Source organism: Acinetobacter sp. NPDC052428 (assembly GCF_044547685.1).
Lineage (GTDB): Bacteria > Pseudomonadota > Gammaproteobacteria > Pseudomonadales > Moraxellaceae > Acinetobacter > Acinetobacter lwoffii_G.
In genome coordinates this window covers 87,575-106,789 of sequence record NZ_JBIUAT010000005.1, presented here as the reverse complement: position 1 = coordinate 106,789, position 19,215 = coordinate 87,575, and the positions used below count along the sequence as shown (strand labels likewise).

Below are 19,215 nucleotides of genomic sequence, written 5' to 3'. Positions count from 1 at the left end.
ATAGGCCTTCCCTACTTTTGACAGCGCAAAAGTAGGCAAAACGCTTTTTTAGGCTGATGACACTTCCCTGTATCACAGCCTAACGACGGCCTCCCTGCCGTCTTGGTAAATCCAATATCTGTTACTTATCAATATAAATTAAAGATACTGATCAATCACCTGAATATGCTTCGCAAGTGACCCCGTATTTAACTGCATAATTTGCTGCGCTGCTGCATTCAACTTTTCCGCCTTGAGCGGATCTTGCAAAAGTTCCAGTAATACCTCTGCAGCCTGCTGGGCATCCTGTACTACTGCAACTCCATCCGCCTGAAAAAACTCATTCACGATGGTCTGAAAATTAAAATAGTTTTTGCCTAAAATAGTCGGCACATTCAGCGCAATCGGCTCCAGAATATTATGTCCACCACCCGGCTCATTCAACGAACCACCGACATAACAGGCCTGACTTAAGCCATACCAGAGCCACATTTCCCCCATTGAATCGGCCAGATAAACCTGGGTATCTGCTTCAATATGTTGCCCTAGACTACGACGCTGGATTTTCAATCCCAAAGACTGTGCAGCCTGGAACACCTCATCAAAACGTTCCGGATGGCGCGGTACCACAATACAGACCAAATATGGATCAGCTTCTAAAGCAGCTTTTAAAGCACTCAGAATTTCTTTTTCTTCAGGAGCATGAGTACTAGCTAACGTGACGATCTTTCGCCCCCCTAACTGCCATTCCTGTTTCAACTGATCTGCCTGCTGGATAAAGCGCTCGGGCGCAACAATATCAAATTTGATATTGCCCAAAACTTGGGTTTTTTCGGCTGCGATTCCCAACTGAATATAACGCTGCTGGGTAGCAGCATCCTGTGCCAAAAGGCCAGTTAAATTTTTCAGCATGCCACGGGTCAGACCTTTGACCTTGGCATAGCCTTTGGCAGATTTTTCAGAAAGTCGGGCATTCAACAATACAGTTGGTATCTTAAAATTCAGCGCCTGATCCAGCAGATTCGGCCAAAGTTCGGTTTCCATCAACAATAAGAGTTTCGGCTGATATTTTTGATAAAACTCACGAATTAAAGTTTTCTGGTCAGCTGGTAAATAGACGGCTTGAAATAAATCGAGATAAGGCGCTTTTAAAAAAAGTGATTTAGCGCGTGCCTGACCGGTTTTGGTGGTATTGGTGACCAGCACCGGATGGCCAAGTTTTAAATAATGTTCAATTAACGGTTGGGCAGCATTGGTTTCACCCACCGACACCACATGAAACCAGATGGCATGCAGGTTTTTGGGTGGCTGAAACGGGCCGAAACGTTCTGTCAGTTCTTGTTGTAATTGTTCAGGATCGGTCGCACGTTTACGGATACGCGATTGATATAAGGGTTTAACCAGCGCCAAGGCTGCGTTATACCAAAATGGAGTGGCCACATTGCGCCCCTGTCCAAAGATTCAATGGGCAGAATATAGCAGAGCCACATCGACATGTTAATCGATGTGGCTCTTATTTCGAATTATTCTATGGTACTTAATACCTTAACTTCTGCCAAAGTTGGATAATCAATATAACCTTCAGCCACCTGACTGCCGATCATATTTTCCATTTTCAGCTCATTCAGTGGTGCATTCTGAAGCAGACGTTCGTATAGATCAGGATTCGCAATGTAGGCTTTACCAAATGCGACTGCATCTGCCTTTTCAGCTGCCAACAGCTCAATCGCATCTTCACGACTTAGTTGCATATTGGCAATATAAGGCACTCCACCAGAACGCTCTTTCATATATTCGGAAATGCTGTCTTCAGCCAGATATTCACGGGTAAAGAAGAAGGCAATCTTGCGCTTGCCCAGCTGCTCCATGGCATAGCCAAATGTTTCACGTGGATCATTATCACCCATGTCATGGTCATCACAACGCGGCGCAAAATGCACTCCTACACGATCTGCACCCCATACTTCAATCAGTGCATCAGTTGCTTCTAGCAGGAAACGTGTACGGTTTTCCACTGAACCGCCGTATTCATCTTCACGCTGATTGGTTTTGCTTTGCAGGAACTGGTCAATCAGATAACCATTGGCAGCATGTAATTCAACACCGTCAAAACCGGCTTCTTTAGCACGAATCGCAGCTTGCTTGTATTGCTCGGTATTCTCGTGAATTTCAGAAACTTCCAAAGGACGTGGCGTAACGTACGGACGTTTTGGACGTAACAAGCTGACATGACCTGCCTGTTGTACTGCACTTGCAGAAACTGGTGTTTCACCATTTAACAGATCCGGATGCGATACACGACCAACATGCCAAAGCTGGGCAACAATCAGACCGCCCTTCTCATGAACCGCTTGAGTGACCTTTTTCCAGCCTTCGACCTGAGCATCGGTAAACAGTCCTGGGGTATTCAAATAGCCATTGGCTTCTTCGGAAATCACTGTAGCTTCAGAAATGATCAGGCCAGCACTTGCACGTTGCGCATAGTACTCAACCATCATTGGGGTTGGAACGCGATCAGCAGTTGCGCGGCTACGGGTCAACGGCGCCATGATGACACGGTTTTTAAGCTCTAACGCACCGAGCGTTAAAGGAGAATTTAATTCAGCCATCGTTACTCCCACCTGTTAAAGGTGTTGTTGTAGGTGTTCGATAAATTGCTGAATCAAAGTTTCATTGCGGGAGAAATATGACCACTGTCCATGCTTGGTCGCAGTGATCAGGCCAGCCTGCTGTAACACCGACAGGTGATTGGACATGGTGGACTGGGAAACCTGGCCCAAACATTCAATTTGACCTGCACAGACCCCACGTTGAAAGCCACCACACTCTTCCGCAGACAGATATTGCTCCGGAGATTTTAACCACTCCAGAATTTGTCGACGGGTCGGATTGGCTAAGGCTTTAAAAATTAGATCAAGGTCCATAGGCACATCACAATCAGTGGCGCAACGAAACTTCATTCAGCATCTGCGATCATTATATCGTATTTTTTCGATTTATATATCGAATAATTTAGATATAAGAGTCACAGTCTGTTAAAGCTTTGTTACGCCAGCTTTTAAACGATTTCTTACAGGCCCTGTTTCAGGCTTGCTTCGATAAATTTGTCCAGATCACCGTCCAGAACTGCGCCAGTATTGGAATTTTCTACCCCTGTACGCAAATCCTTGATACGTGAATCATCAAGGACATAAGAACGGATCTGGCTACCCCAGCCGATATCAGACTTGGAATCTTCCAATGCCTGTGCCGCTTCGTTACGTTTGCTCATCTCGAGCTCATAAAGTTTGGCACGTAACTGCTTCCAGGCGTGGTCACGGTTGGCATGTTGTGAACGCTGGTTCTGACAGGCCACCACAATACCGGTTGGAATATGGGTTAAACGCACTGCAGAGTCAGTTTTGTTAATGTGCTGACCACCCGCGCCTGACGCACGGTAGGTATCGGTACGAACATCGGACGGATTAATTTCGATCTCAATATTGTCATCAACTTCAGGCGATACAAACACGGCAGAGAACGAGGTATGACGACGGTTACCTGAGTCAAATGGTGACTTACGCACTAAACGGTGTACGCCTGATTCGGTACGCAACCAGCCATAGGCGTACTCACCTTCCACACGAATCGTCGCAGATTTAATCCCGGCAACATCCCCATCAGATTCTTCCATCACTTCTGCTTTAAAGCCATGACGTTCAATCCAGCGTAGATACATACGTAGCAACATAGACGCCCAGTCCTGTGCTTCTGTACCGCCTGAACCAGCTTGAATTTCCAGATAGCAAGGATTTGGATCCATCGGATTATTGAACATACGGCGGAATTCAAGCTTGGCCAGTTCTTCTTCAGCCGTGCTCAGTTCAGCCTGTACGTCTTCTAGCAAGCTTTCATCATCCGCTTCAACCGCCAGATCAAGCAAAGCCTGTGCATCTTCAAGCTGGGTACTTAAGCCATCCAGCACATTTAATACGTTTTCAAGCTCGCCTTTTTCTTTGGCCATTGCTTGAGCACGACTCTGGTCATTCCAGATGGTTGGATCTTCTAATTCACGCAGGACTTCTTCTAAACGCTCTTTTTTCAGATCGTAGTCAAAGATACCCCCGTAGTGTTTGACCACGTTCGTTTAAGTCTTTTAATTGGTTTAGATACGGATTAATTTCCACGTGAATTACTCTCAATCAAAATTAGGCACAAAATTCTTAGCCCGATATTATAGCACAGTCTATTTCCGCTATTTTAACGATCCATTCAGTCTAAGGCTCGAATGTCTTGAGCATTTAGACCTGTATTTCCCTCATCCAATTTTCAACATCTCATAGACTCTTTTGCGTCTTTTTATCCGAAATTTTTATCGGCTTTTTAGCCCCGTTTTATGACCGAAATATAATTTTGCAATTGATTTTATAATTTAGGATTTCTTATTGGTCTGTATAAAAAATCAGCAAATTCAATAGATTCCACAATATCTACACACTTTTAATAAAACACTACATTATAAATTTAATTTTATTATTCAGTCACTTGTTCAGCAAAAATTACACAAGATTACGCTATTCACATTACTGTAACTTTCCTTTGATTGACGATCTTTGGAATTGCTCTAGACTGAAAGTTGTAACAAAAAGTGTAATGTTTTTAACTCACGATTTGAGGGGTAGTAACCATGAAAAAATTAGCGATTGCTTCGGCACTACTTTCAGCAATAGCAATGACTGGTACAGCAGCACATGCTTACCAAGCAGAAATTGGTGCATCAGCAGGAGTGTTTGATCCTGACAACGGTGGAACTAGCGGTTCTTTCGGCGTTGATGGTACATATTACTTCAATCCAGTTCAAACACGTAATGCACCATTAGCAGAAGCAGCATTCCTTGATCGTGCTAGCAACGTGAGTGCGCAATATCAATATAATGAAATTGGTGATTCTGAAGCGCATCGTTATGGCGTAGGTGCAGAGTACTTCGTACCGAATTCTGACTTCTACTTAAGCGGTAACGTCAATGGCCATGATCTGCAAGACAATGATGATGTAGAAAATGATTTAACCACCTATGCAGCTGAAGTCGGTTATCTGCCAGCGCCAGGTCTATTGATTGCGGCGGGTGTAAAAGGTTGGGATAACGACAATGATGATGGCGTAGATCCAACATTGCGTGCTAAATATGTCACTACACTTAGCAACGGTAAAGACATCAACCTGGAAGCAGGTGCAGCGTTTGGTGATTTAGATGAATACAATCTGGCAGCAGATTATTTCATCGACAAAACCTTGAGTGTCGGTGCTGATTATCACAACAATGATATTACCGACAAGAGCGAATTTGGTATCAATGCACGTAAGTTCATTAACCAGCAAGTGAGCTTAGAAGGCCGTGTCGGCTTTGGTGAACAGTTTAACAATGACTACAATACCTTTGGTGTAGCAGCGAAGTACCGCTTCTAATCTAAAACCAAAAATTAGTCATTCATAGAAAACCCATCCTCGGATGGGTTTTTTTATTGCACTCTTAACAAGCATTTAGGTATTTTTGCAGATTGACGGGGCGAATATAAACTGTACAATTTGTTACAACTGTTCATCAAACAGTCATATTTTTATAACAAAGAGAGAAATCTAAATGCTTAAGAAACTTGCTCTTGCTACAGCGCTTCTTGCTGGCCTGGGAACTGCACACGCTTATCAAACTGAAGTTGGGGCTTCTATTGATCTTCTTGATCATGACCAAGGTGGTTCGGATGTAGGTTTTGCTATCGATGGGACTTACTACTTCAACTCGGTCCAAGTCAAAAATTCACCTTTGAATGAAGCTGCATTCTTAAACCGTGCCAGCAATGTGAATGGTGTATTAAGCTATCAAGATGATTCAGACACGTTTGGCATTGGTGCTGGTATTGAGTATTTTGTTCCAAATTCAGACTTTTATTTAAGTGGTAACATTGCTCATTTTGATAATGATGCTGGTGACATAACTGGTTACGCTGCTGAAGCGGGTTATTTACCTGTTCCTGGCTTATTAGTAGCACTTGGTCTTGTAGGTATTTCTGAAGACAATGCAGACGATGAAATTGATCCAACTTTACGTGCCAAATATGTAACGCAAGTCGGTCAATACGATATGAACTTCGAAGGTGGTGCAAGTTTCGGTGATATCGATGCTTATAACCTAGGTGCAGATTTATATCTAGACAAAACTTTCAGTGTTGGCTTAGGATTCTCTGACTCAGACCTAGAAGGTAATGATGTTTTTACTATTCGTGCCAAAAAATTCTTTAACCAACAAGTTAGCTTAGAAGGTTCGATTAATTTTGCTGATAATGCTGATATCTTTGGCGTACGTGGTGCATACCGCTTCTAATCTCTCCGATTAAAAGCAAAAAAACCGCTCACCCGAGCGGTTTTTTTTATGGCCTATTGTTCCAAATGGATAATCCGCATTTGCAAGCTGACATTACCATTAAAGACATTCTTATCCAGCTCATAAACCAAACGCGTATCTTTCATCGGATCAAAGTCATATTTATCCGCTGCATTGAAGGCGATTGCATCCACGACCTGCCCATTCTCCAATGCCACACGTAATTTAAGATGCACATCTTTGAGCCAACGATAGTCCATGATTTTGAACACACCATCAAAAATCGGTTGTGGAAATTTTTGTCCCCATGGACTTAAATTCTGCAATAAATCGACTGTTTCAATGTGAAAAGCAGAATCTGGCAGTGCGCCATCGGTCCATAAAGTCGCAGTGAATAAATCCTCATCCATCGCAGCAATCAGCGCTTCAAAGACCTGCTTAAACTCTGCAAAATTTTCTTTTTTCAGGGTTAAACCTGCCGCTGCGGCATGGCCGCCAAAATGACTGACTAAATGGGGATATTGCTCTGCCACCTGTTCAATCGCATCACGAATATGAATACCTTCAATCGAACGCGCCGAACCTTTGATATGAATCCCATCCTGATCCGCGGCAAAAACAATACTCGGACGATGGAACTGCTCTTTTAAACGCCCTGCTACAATCCCGATCACTCCCTGATGCCAATGCGGTTCAAACATGATCAACGCAGCAGGTAGTTCAGTGGCATCCCACTGGATTTTATCCAGCTCAAGCAAGGCTTCCTGCTTGATTTTACCTTCCACCTGACGGCGTTCGACATTGAGCTGATTCAGCTGTTCAGCCAGTGGATAAGCAGTTGTCAGATCAGGAGCCAGCAAACATTCGATCCCGATATCCATGGTTTCCATGCGTCCAGCCGCGTTAATCCGTGGGCCTAAAACAAAGCCCAAATCTTGAGCTTTCAGACCAGCAGGATCACGCTTTGCAATATCAAGTAGCGCACTGATTCCTGCTCGGCATAACCCTTGCTGGATCCGTTTCAACCCTGCATCGACCAGAATCCGGTTGTTATAGTCCAGACTCGCGACATCGGCATAAGTACCGAGTGCCACCAGATCAAGATAATTGGTAATTACCGTAGAGGATTTTCCAAGTTTCTTGCGATGGGTCGACAGATTGGCCAGCACATAAAATGCCACCCCCACCCCGGCCAAGGCCTTGCTCGGGAAATCGCAACCGAGCTGATTCGGATTAACCACCGCTTCGGCTTTTGGTGTCGACTTGGTCGTTAGATGATGATCGGTAATGATCACCTGCATGCCATGATCTTGTGCCTGTTTGACTCCGTCATGGCTGGAAATGCCATTGTCCACGGTAAGCAGTAAATCAGGCGTGAAATTGACAAAGGCCAGATCTGCAATTGCGGGCGTCAATCCATACCCATATTTAAAACGGTCTGGTACCAGATATTCAACATTGGCGCCCATATCGCGCAGTGCCAGCACCATGAGTGCAGTACTGGTCGCGCCATCGGCATCATAATCGCCGACAATCACGATTTTCTGGCCATGATCAATCGCCTGATCGATCAGTTGAATCGCTTCAGGCAAGCCTTTCATGGTCGGTGCCAGCAAATGCTTCAGCTTGAGCTCAAGTTCCTGCTCGGATTCCACCCCACGACGAGCCAGAATCTCGGCCAAAAATGCAGGGACGCCCGGTAAATTTTCAGGGCGTGTCAGCAATGGACGTTGTTTGATTTCCAGTTTTTGCATGGTTATGGCATTAAGCGCTCTAAAGTCCAGCCGGCATCGGTTTTGCGATAACTTAAACGGTCATGCAAACGGTTGGGACGACCCTGCCAGAATTCATAATAATCGGGTTCTAGACGATAACCGCCCCAGAATACCGGCTTGTCCAACTGTTGCTGATTCGCGACCTGGGTATGCAAATCCCAAAAACGTTGCTGCAATTCCTCACGACTGGCCACGACGCCACTTTGCGGGGTACTGATATGCGCGGCAATCTGGCTTTCTCGTGGACGTTTATGATAATAATCGGTCGATTCTTCTTCCGATATTTTCTTTACACGACCTGAAATACGAATCTGGCGCTCCTGATCCTGCCAGTACAACAACAGTTCGGCATAAGGATTTTCAGCCAGATCCAGACCTTTTTGACTATCATAGTTGGTATAAAAGTCATAACCCGCTTCAGTCGCTCCACGTAGCAATACCGTACGCACGTGCGGACGACCTTGTGCATTGGCTGTTGCCAAAGACATGGCATAGGGTTCATGCAATTTTGCTTCCAGTGCATGGTTAAACCATTGCAGGAACTGCATATGTGGATTCGGATTGACTTGCTGTTCCTGTAACTCGCCTTTTTCATAATTCAGGCGTAGTTCACTCAGATCCTTGATCAGATCACTCATCATCTATGTTCCTGTTAAGCGGCATTGGCACGCACAGCATCTGCCAGGCTGTTTGCAAGTGTGGTGACTTCAGCCAGATCATCGCCTTCGACCATCACACGAATGACTGGTTCTGTGCCTGATTTGCGAATCAACAAACGGCCACGGCCTTTCAGCTGCTGTTCGGCTTTTTCAAATTCAGCTGCCAGTGCCGGCACTGAATAAGGATCAAACATGGCATCTAAACGTACATTGACCAGGACATTTGGTAGCAGTTTAAAGTCAGCTACCAGTTCATGTAGGGCTTTTTTCTGTTCCACCATCACCGTTAAGACCTGCAATGCTGCAATAATTGCATCGCCTGTGGTGCTCTTGTCCAAAGTCAGAATGTGGCCTGAAGGCTCACCACCAATGGTCCAGCCATTTTCTTCCAGACCCTGCAATACATAACGGTCGCCCACTTTGGCACGCAATAAGGGTACTTGCGCTTTTTCTAGCGCTAGTTCCAGTGCCATGTTGCTCATTAAGGTACCCACAATTCCAGCCGGTTTTTTCGAGCTTTGAGTTGCCAAGATATACAGTATATGGTCGCCATCAATCAGTTTACCGTATTGATCCACCAAGACCACACGGTCGGCATCGCCATCAAACGCAACCCCCAGATCCGCTTTATGCTCAAGTACTGCCTGTTGCAAGCTTTCAGGATGGGTTGAACCGCAATTATCATTAATATTTAAACCGGTCGGTTCATCATGAATGGCAATGACCTTGGCACCCAGTTCACGGAACACCGCAGGTCCGACGTTATAGGCCGCGCCATTGGCACAATCCACCACGATAGTTAAATCATTCAGATCCAGGTGATATGGGAACGTCGATTTACAGAATTCAATATAACGGCCGTTGGCATCTTTGACCCGGACACTTTTACCCAGATTCGCAGTATCCTCAATGACCATTTCTTTATCAAGTTCTTGATTAATTTCTTCTTGTATAGCATCTGGCAATTTCTTGCCTTCCGCAGAAAAGAACTTGATCCCATTGTCAAAGTAAGGATTATGTGACGCAGAAATGACGATTCCCAAGCTGGCATGTAGGGCACGAGTCAGATGGGCAATCGCTGGTGTCGGTAATGGACCCAAGAGATGAACATACACACCGGCAGCATTTAAACCTGCCTGCAAGGCCGCTTCCAGAATATAGCCAGACAAACGGGTGTCTTTACCTAAAACCACCAGCGGTTTGGATTTTTTGCTATGACGTTTTAAAACTTTTCCGGCTGCAAATCCCAGTTTCAGGGCAAACTCAGGGGTAATCGGCAATTCGCCAAACTTTCCACGGATACCGTCTGTACCAAAATAACTCATCTTTATCTCACTTCTTCGCGGATGATTGATATCACCCATTTTTTTCCTTGTGCCACACTTTACACCAAAATAAAAAAGCCGTCATTTGCATGACGGCTTTTTCAAATTTTAAATCACGGGAGATTAACCCACACGATAGTTGGGTGCTTCTTTGGTAATCGTCACATCATGTACATGTGATTCCGACATACCGGCAGAAGTGATTTTTACAAACTTGGCATTTTGACGCAGGTCTTCAATCGTCGCAGAACCGGTATAACCCATCGAAGAACGTAGGCCACCCATCATCTGATGTACGATATTACCCATTGGACCTTTGTACGGTACGCGACCTTCAATACCTTCTGGAACCAGCTTCTCGGCACCGGCCTTGGAATCCTGGAAGTAACGGTCAGCAGAACCTGTGGCACCCGCCATCGCGCCCAATGAACCCATACCACGATAAGCTTTGTAGTAGCGGCCCTGGAAAAATTCAACTTCGCCAGGCGCTTCTTCAGTACCTGCCATTAATGAACCGACCATAATGGTGCTCGCACCGGCGCCAATCGCTTTGGCCATATCACCAGAGAAACGAATACCACCATCCGCAATCAATGGAATCTGATCTTTAAGTGCAGAAGCTACGCTATCGATGGCAGAGATTTGCGGCATGCCAATACCAGCTACAATACGTGTGGTACAGATTGAGCCAGGACCAATACCAACTTTAACGGCATCCGCACCTGCATCAAGTAACGCCAATGCAGCATCACCTGTTGCGATGTTACCGCCAATCACCTGAACTTGTGGATAGTTGGCTTTCACCCAACGTACACGCTCGATCACACCCGCAGAATGACCGTGTGCAGTATCGACTACAATCACATCTACACCTGCATCAACCAAGGCTTCTACGCGACTTGGCGTTTCTGCACCGGTACCGACAGCAGCACCAACACGCAGACGACCCAGATCATCTTTACAGCTGTTTGGATACAATTCAGCTTTACGGAAATCGGTTACCGTAATCAAGCCTTTCAGCTCTTGCTGATCATTGACCACCAGTACTTTTTCAATACGATGCTGTTGCAATAAGGCTTGAATGTTTTCTTTCGATTCGCCTTCACGAACCGTCACCAGACGATCCTGACCAGTCATGATATTGCTGACTGGCTGCTCAAGATTGGTTTCAAAGCGTGTATCACGACCGGTCACGATACCCACCACTTTGCCGTCTTTCACAACGGGCACACCACTGATATTGTTGGCTTGAGTCAGCGCAATCAGTTCACGTACTGTGGTTTCAGGAGTCACTGTAATCGGGTCTTTGACCATACCCGCTTCGAATTTTTTCACACGGCGCACTTCTGCAGCCTGAACAGCGATATCCATGTTCTTGTGCAAAATACCGATACCGCCATTTTGCGCCATTGCAATCGCCATACGGGACTCAGTCACCGTATCCATTGCTGCAGACACAAGAGGAATATTCAGGTTAATGCCACGAGTTAAACGTGTCTTTAGGGAGACATCTTTTGGAAGAACAGTAGAATAGGCAGGGAGTAATAGGACATCATCGAAGGTTAACGCGTCTTGAACGATGGTCAACATAACAGTCTCACTGGTAATTTCCGTGCACTATTATAAACAAATATCGGCTTAAATTTCATTGCAATTGCAAAATTATTTTTTTATTCAAGCTTCGTACACGCAGATCTATGTGGGTGCTAAAACAGTATCAATAATACGTCCGATCATGAAGTTCCCTATTTTAAAATATACCCCGATCATTTTAATGAAGTGAAAAGCAGAGCCTAAGCTCTGCTTTGGATGGATTTAGCTGACATATTCAAAACTGTCATCATTGTCGGCTTCATCAGTTTCAATCTGGACAAAGGGCAACATATTGTGTGCAATACGTGCCTTATTGCATTGCTCATCGGCAATCTGCACTTCTTTGCAGGATGAACTGCGCTGTTCATACATGCCGCAGCTGACCTGCTGGCCGATGGTACCATCAAGTGCGATACAGCGTGGATTTTTTTGATTGGTTCCAGCCATACATGAATAGACTGCTGTCACAGGTTCGGTATAGTGCTCAGGCATATGAATACCTTCAGCCCAATAGAACGAAACCCTGAAATAGGCGCAGCACGCCCCGCAGCTTAAACACGCATCCGGTTTTGGAACTTGAGACAACATTTCTTATAAGTTCTCGTCATCAAAAAAAAGTTTTTTGGAGAAGAAATATAAAAAATGTTGTTTTTCCACACAAGAAAAAAATTATTTTTTGTGTGAACTATTCAGGACAGGTAAAAACCGTTTCATCCATCAGGTCAGTGCCGCATTCCAATGTTTCAATCCAGTCCAGAAACTGGGTGATCTGCTCTTTACCGATAAATGGTGTGCCATGTTGCGGCACAATCATCTCGATTTCCATGCTGCGTACCATTTTCACCCAAAGACGAATCACCTTGTTATTGCACATATAGCGTTGATGGAAGCTTTTCATTTTTGGGATATGCGCGGCAAAGTTTTCTAGTGGCTTGGCGGCATCTTCAACCATGGACGCACCCATATCACCTGAAAACAGGATTTTGGCAATCGGATCATAAAACTGGAAATTCCCCACCGAATGCAGAAAATGCGCCGGCACCGCCACAATGTGTGATTGACCCAACGGGATGATTTGACCATGATCCGGAAGCTCCACCAATCGATCTAACCAGTTACCTTTCATCCGGTCACTCATAAAGGCCGAGTTTAAGTGCGGCAAGAAGCGCGCCCACAGCTTGGATGCCACCACTTTGGCCTCCGTATAGACCAGCCAGCGCGGCATCGAGGTGATGATATCCGGGTCCTGGTGCGAGGCCATGACATAATCCAGATGGGTCAAACGGGTGTATTTATTCAGTTCCATGGTCAGCGGCACATAGGTTAAATCACCACCCGGATCAAGTACTGCTGCGCGCTCATGATCAATGATCAGAAACTGGTTTGCCTGAACGCCTTCACCTTTGACCAGACTGGTAAAACTGATGCACTTATGTGTCCCGTTATCAAACAGAACCTGCGATGTGGTGCGTTCAAAAGCCATGTAAATTCCCCAATTTATAATAAAAATAACGTTTTTATACCCCTATAAAATATAAGGAATTAATCAAACTTACAATCAATAAAACTAGCCATGTCACACTATTTATCAATATTTTGAGAGAATTTTAACCATAAAAAATCCTGAATTTTTAGCTCAGGATTAATACAATTCTTATTTTATTTTTAAAAGAAATAATGTTGAGCCAGTGTCGCGACACCAATCACCAGGAAAATCGCCGCACCAATTTTATGAATCAGGCTAATCGGGAGTCTGTTCGCCAACTTATCTCCTAAAAATACTGCAGGTGCATTGGCCAGCATCATGCCCAAAGTAGTACCGAGCATCACCCAGAAGACGCTATCGAAACGTGCTGCCAATGCGACCGTAGCAATCTGGGTTTTGTCACCAATTTCTGCCAGAAAGAATAAAATAAAGGTCGCACCAAAGACCCCGAATTTTTGCCATTTATTGATACTGGCATTTTCATCCCCGAGCTCATCCGGAATCAACATCCAGACAGCCATTGCGATAAAGCCAATCGAGACGATCCACAGCAGCACCTCCGACCCGATCACCGTGGTCACCCATTGTCCCAATACTGCAGAAAGGCCGTGGTTAATCAGCGTCGCCAATAAAATAGCAACTAAAATAGGAACAGGTTTACGAAAACGTGCGGCAAGCAGCAAAGCCAGCAGTTGGGTTTTATCACCCATTTCAGCCAGCGCTACGATTGCAGTCGACAGTAGGAATTCATACATGAGGTTTTTCTCTGGCTAGCATCCAATACCAATGACTCACCGCTCCTGCTAGCCAAAATCTGCAGAGTGGTAAATCAAAGGTCTTGCCAACAAAAGAAAGCTTGGAAAAGCTGACTTGGTTCTTTGCTATGATGACCATGCTCTGTTGAGCAAATATGTTGACCATCACCCTTCTGCTTTGCGCAAAAGGCGGCTACTCCCCAATGAAGTGCGCCAAGTATAGAATCAAATCGATTATTTTTCAATGCAGCAGCAAAAAACCCTGCCGAAGCAGGGTTTTTCTCTTTACACCCTCTTTGTATTTCTCCCAGAGGAAAAAAATAGAGGGCATATACATGATTTTTTAGATCAATAAAGTACGGATATCTTTGAGCAACTTGGTCAGCTTGTTAGTGAAACGTGCAGCATCTGCGCCATTGATCACACGATGATCATATGACAATGAAAGCGGCAGCATCAAACGTGGATCAAAGCCTTCACCATTCCAGACCGGCTGCATGGTTGCAGGTGAAATACCCAGAATTGCCACTTGCGGCCAGTTCACCAATGGCGTAAATGCTGTACCACCGATTGAACCCAGGCTAGTGATAGTGAAGTTCGCACCTTGCAGATCTTTCGGCGACAATTTCTTGTCACGCGCTTTTTGACCCAGGGTTCCCAGCTCAGTGGCAATCTGTTTAATGGACTTCTGATCTGGATGACGCAGTACAGGCACGGTCAAACCATCTGGCGTTGCGACCGCGATACCCATATGGATCTCATTACGTAGCAATACTGACTTGCCATCATCGGCCAAGTGACCAGCAAACTCACGCTCTTCTTTTAACAAGTGCGCAACTGCTTTGATGATGAATGCCATAATGGTCAGGCTCAGGCCTTCTTTCTTGAAGTTGCCTTTCAGTTCATTACGCCATGCTTCGAGTTCAGTAATATCTGCTGCATCAAACTGGGTCACTTGGGGAATGAAATTATTCAGCGACAACTGTGGAATAGACACTTGTTGCAAACGCGTTAAGGCTTTCTCTTCCACACCACCAAAAGCGCTAAAATCTGGCAGCTTTGGTAGACCTGCGACTTGAGCAGCAGCGGCTACAGGAGCCGCCTGTGGCGTAGTAAGACGCATTTTGACATACGCTTTCAGGTCTTCTTTCATGACGCGCGCATGTGGGCCAGATGCTTTAACGTCTGCCAACACGACGCCCAGTTCACGTGCCAGTTTGCGCACAGCAGGACCGGCATAGACTTTCGAGTTAGCGACATTCTGCTCTCTGGTCAATTTGTCGGCATTATCCGATGTCGCGACTGTTTGAGTAGAAGATGCAGCAGGTGCTGGTGCTGCTTTTGCAGCAGGCGCTTTCGGTGCTTCTGCTTTGGCTGCAACAGGAGCAGCTTGTGCTTCAGCTTCAATTGTCACCAGTGCAAGACCTTGAGAGACATTTTGACCCAGCTCAACATGAATGGCTTTAATCACGCCAGCTGTAGTGCTTGGCACTTCAACAGTGGCTTTATCTGATTCTACCACGATGATGCTCTGATCTTTTTCAACCGTATCTCCGACCTGAACCAGAATTTCAGCCACAGCCGCCTTGTCTACACCCAAGTCAGGCACAGCAATTTCAACATCACCTGCAGGTGCTGCTGGCGTTTGTGGTGCTTCAACTGCTTTCTCTTGGGTTGCCGCTTGAGCAACTGGTGCTTGAGATGCTTCTGTCTGTGCTGACGCTGCCGAAACAGCCGTTTTCACTTTCAGAATGACCACACCTTCTTTGATCGTGTCGCCTTCTTTAATCTGGATGGATTCCACCGTACCTGAAACCGTACTTGGCACTTCAACAGTTGCCTTATCTGATTCCACCACTACGATACTTTGATCTACCTCGATTTCATCACCGACAGAAACCAGAATTTCACCGACAGTGGCTTTTTCTACACCAATATCAGGGATTTGAACATCAACCACTTGTGAGCTTGCTTGAGCCTCAGGAGCAGCAGAAGCTTTAGGCTGATGTGAAGCGATTTCCTGCATGATTTCCTGATCCGGCAATGAGGTCGGGGTATTTTCTGAAGTTTTTTCAGAGGCATCTGCTCGCTGTGACTCTACTACATCCGTGCTGCCGTCTTCAGCCTGTAGCTCAATCAGTACCGCGCCTTCAGTGACTTCATCACCCTGGCTGACCAGAATGCTTTTTACCACGCCTGCTGAAGTGCTAGGCACTTCAACAGAGGCTTTATCAGATTCAAGTAACACAATGCTGTCATCAATCGCAATCGTATCACCGACTTTGACCAGAATTTCGGCCACTGTTGCCTTATCTACACCAATATCAGGAGTCGTAATTTGCATGCTTAGTTCTCCTCTTTGTAGTCAGCAACAGCATGTACACATGGGGTTTCCTGCGGTGCCCAAGCCACTGGACGATCTGTATCAAGCTCGAAAGTCGAGATCGCATCTTTTACCAGGCGCGCATCAACTTCACCTTCATCTGCCAGTTTTTTCAAAGTTGCCACCACAATATGGGCAGCATCAACACCGAAGTAACTACGCAAGTTGGCACGTGTATCTGAACGGCCATAACCGTCAGTACCCAATGCTACGAATGGACGGCCATCTGGAAGATAAGCACGAATCTGTTCGCTATAAGCACGCATATGATCGGTTGCAGACACTACGATACCTTCAGTACCGCGAAGCTGTTTCGATACCCATGCTTCTTTTACGTCTTCAGCCAGCGGATGCAAGCGGTTGTATTCTTCACATGCCATACCGTCACGTGCCAGTTCATTGAAGCTGGTCACGCTGTAGACATTTGAATGAATTTGATATTCTTCACGCAGAATCTTCGCCGCCTTGATCACTTCACGCAGGATTACACCTGAGCCCAGTAACTGAACAGTGGCTTTTTCATCTTCTTCCAGTAAGTACATACCACGCTTAATGCCTTCTTCAACACCTTTTGGCATTTCCGGATGCTCGTAGTTTTCGTTCATCACGGTCAGGTAATAGAACACACGTTCCTGGTTCACATACATACGCTGTAAACCGTCATGCACGATCACTGCCAATTCATAACCGAAACATGGGTCATAAGAGACACAGTTTGGAATGGTATTGGCCAAGATGTGTGAGTGACCATCCTGATGCTGTAAGCCTTCACCGTTCAGTGTCGTACGACCCGCAGTTGCACCCAGCAAGAAGCCTTGTGCCTGTGCATCGCCGGCTGCCCAGGCAATATCACCAATACGCTGGAAACCAAACATCGAGTAGTACATGTACATCGGAATCATTGGCAGGTTATTGGTTGAATAACTGGTCGCCAACGCTGCCCATGCACTCATCGCACCGGCTTCGTTAATCCCTTCCTGCAACATGTGACCGTCTTTGGCTTCACGGTAATGCATCAGCTGTTCTTGGTCTTCCGGAGTATATTTCTGGCCATGCGCGGCATAAATACCGAGCTGACGGAACATACCTTCCAGACCGAAAGTACGGGCTTCATCTGGAACAATTGGAACAACGCGGTCTTTAATCGCTTTCTCTTTAAGAAGTGCAGAGATTAAACGCACCATCACCATTGTGGTGGATTGTTCTTTACCATTTGAACCGGCCAAGACCGAATCAAATACTGAAAGTCCAGGAATCGCCAGCTGTTCGCTTTCCTTACGACGTGCAGGCAGGTAGCCACCTAGCGCCTCACGACGCGCCTTCATATATTTCAATTCAGGGGAATTTTCGCTTGGACGGTAGAACGGTACTTCTTCAAGCTGTTCATCAGTGAAAGGAAGGTTGAAACGGTCACGCACGTATTTCAAAGAATTGATTTGCATCTTCTTGATTTGGTGAGTTTTGTTGACTGCTTCGATTTCTTCCGACAAACCATAACCTTTCACGGTTTTTGCCAGAATCACGGTCGGCTGACCTTTGGCCGTACATGCTTCGGCATAAGCAGCAAAGACTTTGTACGGGTCGTGACCACCGCGGTTCAGATTATCAATATCTTCGTCGCTTAAGTCTTTAACCAACTCAGCTGCTTCTGGATATTTGCCGAAGAACTTTTCACGCGCGTAAGCACCACCTTTTACCTGGTAACGCTGGAAATCGCCATCAACTGCTTCTTCCATCACTGCTTTCAGTGCACCGGATTTATCTTTATCCAGTAGTGGATCCCAATGACGGCCCCACACAACTTTAATCACACGCCAGCCTGCGCCGCGGAATAATGACTCAAGTTCCTGAATGATCTTGCCATTACCACGTACCGGACCATCCAGACGTTGCAAGTTACAGTTCACTACCCAAATCAGGTTGTCGAGCTTTTCGCGACCTGCCAGAGAAATTGCACCCAAGCTTTCCGGCTCGTCCATCTCACCATCACCCAGATAAGCCCAAACCTTACGATCTTCTTCTTTAATCAGGCCACGGTTCATCAGGTACTTTTGGATATGTGCCTGATAAATCGACATGATTGGACCCAGACCCATCGATACGGTCGGGAACTGCCAGTAGTCCGGCATCAAATAAGGATGCGGATAAGATGGCAGACCTTTACCGCCTACTTCACGACGGAAATTATTCAGATGCTCTTCAGTCAAACGGCCTTCTAAAAATGAACGCGCGTAAATACCCGGTGCACAGTGACCTTGATAATAGATCATGTCGCCGCCAAAGCTATCGCTATTGGCACGGAAGAAGTGGTTAAAGCCCACATCATAAAGGGTTGCGGAAGAAGCAAAACTCGCTAGGTGACCACCGAGATCGTCACCGGTTTTATTCGCGCGTAATACCATTGCCAAGGCATTCCAGCGGATCAGCGCGCGAATACGGCGCTCCATGTCCTGGTCGCCTGGCATTGCAGGCTGTTCTTCAACAGAAATCGTATTTAAGTAGGGAGTATTTAAACGCTGAATAGGAACATGCTTTGCAATTGCGCGTTGATAAAGTTTTTCTAACAAAAATGCTGCACGCTCAGTGCCCATGTGCTGCAAAACAGAGTCAAATGCATCTTGCCATTCTTGGGTTTCTTGCGCGTCTGTATCGCCATAAAACGCCATAATCTACAGTTCCTAAAAGCCTAATCTAATGTCTTATATGTACCATATTTAAGACCTCTGCAGGTATGGCCTTAGCTGAATGCGATTTAGCAGTACTATTTAGGAACTAAATGATGGGTGACGTATAATTACACTACATAACAAAAAATAGTCAATAAAGGCGATTTATTATACAATCATTATAATAGTTGGTGATAATATGAGACTTAAAAGTGATAAAACAAAAAGCCCTTCA

At 45.6% G+C, this 19,215-nt stretch carries 15 protein-coding genes and 1 riboswitch; of the genes, 2 read left to right on the top strand and 13 right to left on the bottom strand.

All coding sequences use genetic code 11. The features are described from left to right. Nucleotides 1-138: 138 nt before the first annotated feature. The 4 genes from ACIG3F_RS05545 to prfB all read right to left on the bottom strand — a co-directional run bounded on the left by ACIG3F_RS05545 (nucleotide 139) and on the right by prfB (nucleotide 4,145). Entirely contained in the window at nucleotides 139-1,419 is a 1,281-nt protein-coding gene (locus ACIG3F_RS05545) for a 3-deoxy-D-manno-octulosonic acid transferase (protein WP_396469543.1), read from the bottom strand. 83 nt (nucleotides 1,420-1,502) lie between these two features. Then, nucleotides 1,503-2,588 carry an alkene reductase gene (locus ACIG3F_RS05540; RefSeq protein ID WP_396469542.1) on the bottom strand — a complete coding sequence of 362 codons (1,086 nt, stop codon included), beginning with the start codon at nucleotides 2,586-2,588 and terminating at the stop codon, nucleotides 1,503-1,505. A 15-nt stretch (nucleotides 2,589-2,603) separates the two neighbouring features. After that, nucleotides 2,604-2,903, bottom strand: a complete 300-nt coding sequence (locus tag ACIG3F_RS05535; RefSeq protein WP_034170237.1) for a helix-turn-helix transcriptional regulator — start codon at nucleotides 2,901-2,903, stop codon at nucleotides 2,604-2,606. Between the two features lie 146 nt (nucleotides 2,904-3,049). Continuing rightward, nucleotides 3,050-4,145, bottom strand: a protein-coding gene (prfB, locus tag ACIG3F_RS05530; RefSeq protein ID WP_396469541.1) for a peptide chain release factor 2 whose coding sequence is annotated in 2 segments (ribosomal slippage) — nucleotides 3,050-4,072 and nucleotides 4,074-4,145 — 1,095 coding nt in all. Because the reading frame shifts where the segments join, the coding sequence is not laid out codon by codon here. A gap of 500 nt (nucleotides 4,146-4,645) precedes the next feature. Here prfB and ACIG3F_RS05525 point away from each other — a divergent pair. Together ACIG3F_RS05525 and ACIG3F_RS05520 are read left to right on the top strand one after the other, a co-directional pair. Continuing rightward, nucleotides 4,646-5,425 (top strand): putative porin, encoded by a 780-nt coding sequence (locus ACIG3F_RS05525; protein ID WP_004729179.1) that lies wholly within the window; start codon nucleotides 4,646-4,648, stop codon nucleotides 5,423-5,425. Between the two features lie 175 nt (nucleotides 5,426-5,600). Further along, nucleotides 5,601-6,338, top strand: a complete 738-nt coding sequence (locus ACIG3F_RS05520) for a putative porin (RefSeq protein ID WP_004281339.1) — start codon at nucleotides 5,601-5,603, stop codon at nucleotides 6,336-6,338. Between the two features lie 53 nt (nucleotides 6,339-6,391). Here ACIG3F_RS05520 and recJ read toward each other — a convergent pair whose 3' ends face one another. From recJ to aceE, 9 genes are all read right to left on the bottom strand, one after another. Continuing rightward, nucleotides 6,392-8,092, bottom strand: a complete 1,701-nt coding sequence (gene recJ / locus ACIG3F_RS05515) for a single-stranded-DNA-specific exonuclease RecJ (protein ID WP_396469540.1) — start codon at nucleotides 8,090-8,092, stop codon at nucleotides 6,392-6,394. Nucleotides 8,093-8,094: 2 nt separating this feature from the next. Next, nucleotides 8,095-8,751 carry a pyridoxamine 5'-phosphate oxidase gene (gene pdxH / locus ACIG3F_RS05510; protein ID WP_004647249.1) on the bottom strand — a complete coding sequence of 219 codons (657 nt, stop codon included), beginning with the start codon at nucleotides 8,749-8,751 and terminating at the stop codon, nucleotides 8,095-8,097. Between the two features lie 14 nt (nucleotides 8,752-8,765). After that, nucleotides 8,766-10,097, bottom strand: a complete 1,332-nt coding sequence (gene glmM / locus ACIG3F_RS05505) for a phosphoglucosamine mutase (RefSeq protein ID WP_144724154.1) — start codon at nucleotides 10,095-10,097, stop codon at nucleotides 8,766-8,768. A gap of 123 nt (nucleotides 10,098-10,220) precedes the next feature. Next, the gene (gene guaB, locus ACIG3F_RS05500) at nucleotides 10,221-11,687 is read right to left on the bottom strand and encodes an IMP dehydrogenase (protein WP_064102609.1); all 1,467 of its coding nucleotides are present in this window, start codon (nucleotides 11,685-11,687) and stop codon (nucleotides 10,221-10,223) included. A gap of 225 nt (nucleotides 11,688-11,912) precedes the next feature. Beyond that, nucleotides 11,913-12,278, bottom strand: a complete 366-nt coding sequence (locus ACIG3F_RS05495; protein WP_080591854.1) for a YkgJ family cysteine cluster protein — start codon at nucleotides 12,276-12,278, stop codon at nucleotides 11,913-11,915. 97 nt (nucleotides 12,279-12,375) lie between these two features. After that, the gene (locus ACIG3F_RS05490) at nucleotides 12,376-13,173 is read right to left on the bottom strand and encodes an MBL fold metallo-hydrolase (protein ID WP_396469539.1); all 798 of its coding nucleotides are present in this window, start codon (nucleotides 13,171-13,173) and stop codon (nucleotides 12,376-12,378) included. Between the two features lie 182 nt (nucleotides 13,174-13,355). Continuing rightward, nucleotides 13,356-13,931, bottom strand: coding sequence for a TMEM165/GDT1 family protein (locus tag ACIG3F_RS05485; RefSeq protein ID WP_278356762.1), 576 nt, complete (start codon nucleotides 13,929-13,931; stop codon nucleotides 13,356-13,358). Nucleotides 13,932-14,004: 73 nt separating this feature from the next. Then, a riboswitch (yybP-ykoY riboswitch) is annotated at nucleotides 14,005-14,145 on the bottom strand. A 129-nt stretch (nucleotides 14,146-14,274) separates the two neighbouring features. Continuing rightward, nucleotides 14,275-16,275 (bottom strand): 2-oxo acid dehydrogenase subunit E2, encoded by a 2,001-nt coding sequence (locus ACIG3F_RS05480; RefSeq protein WP_278356763.1) that lies wholly within the window; start codon nucleotides 16,273-16,275, stop codon nucleotides 14,275-14,277. 2 nt (nucleotides 16,276-16,277) lie between these two features. Beyond that, complete coding sequence (gene aceE / locus ACIG3F_RS05475) at nucleotides 16,278-18,980, bottom strand: pyruvate dehydrogenase (acetyl-transferring), homodimeric type (protein ID WP_180180807.1); 2,703 nt, start codon at nucleotides 18,978-18,980, stop codon at nucleotides 16,278-16,280. Between the last annotated feature and the right edge of the window lie 235 nt (nucleotides 18,981-19,215).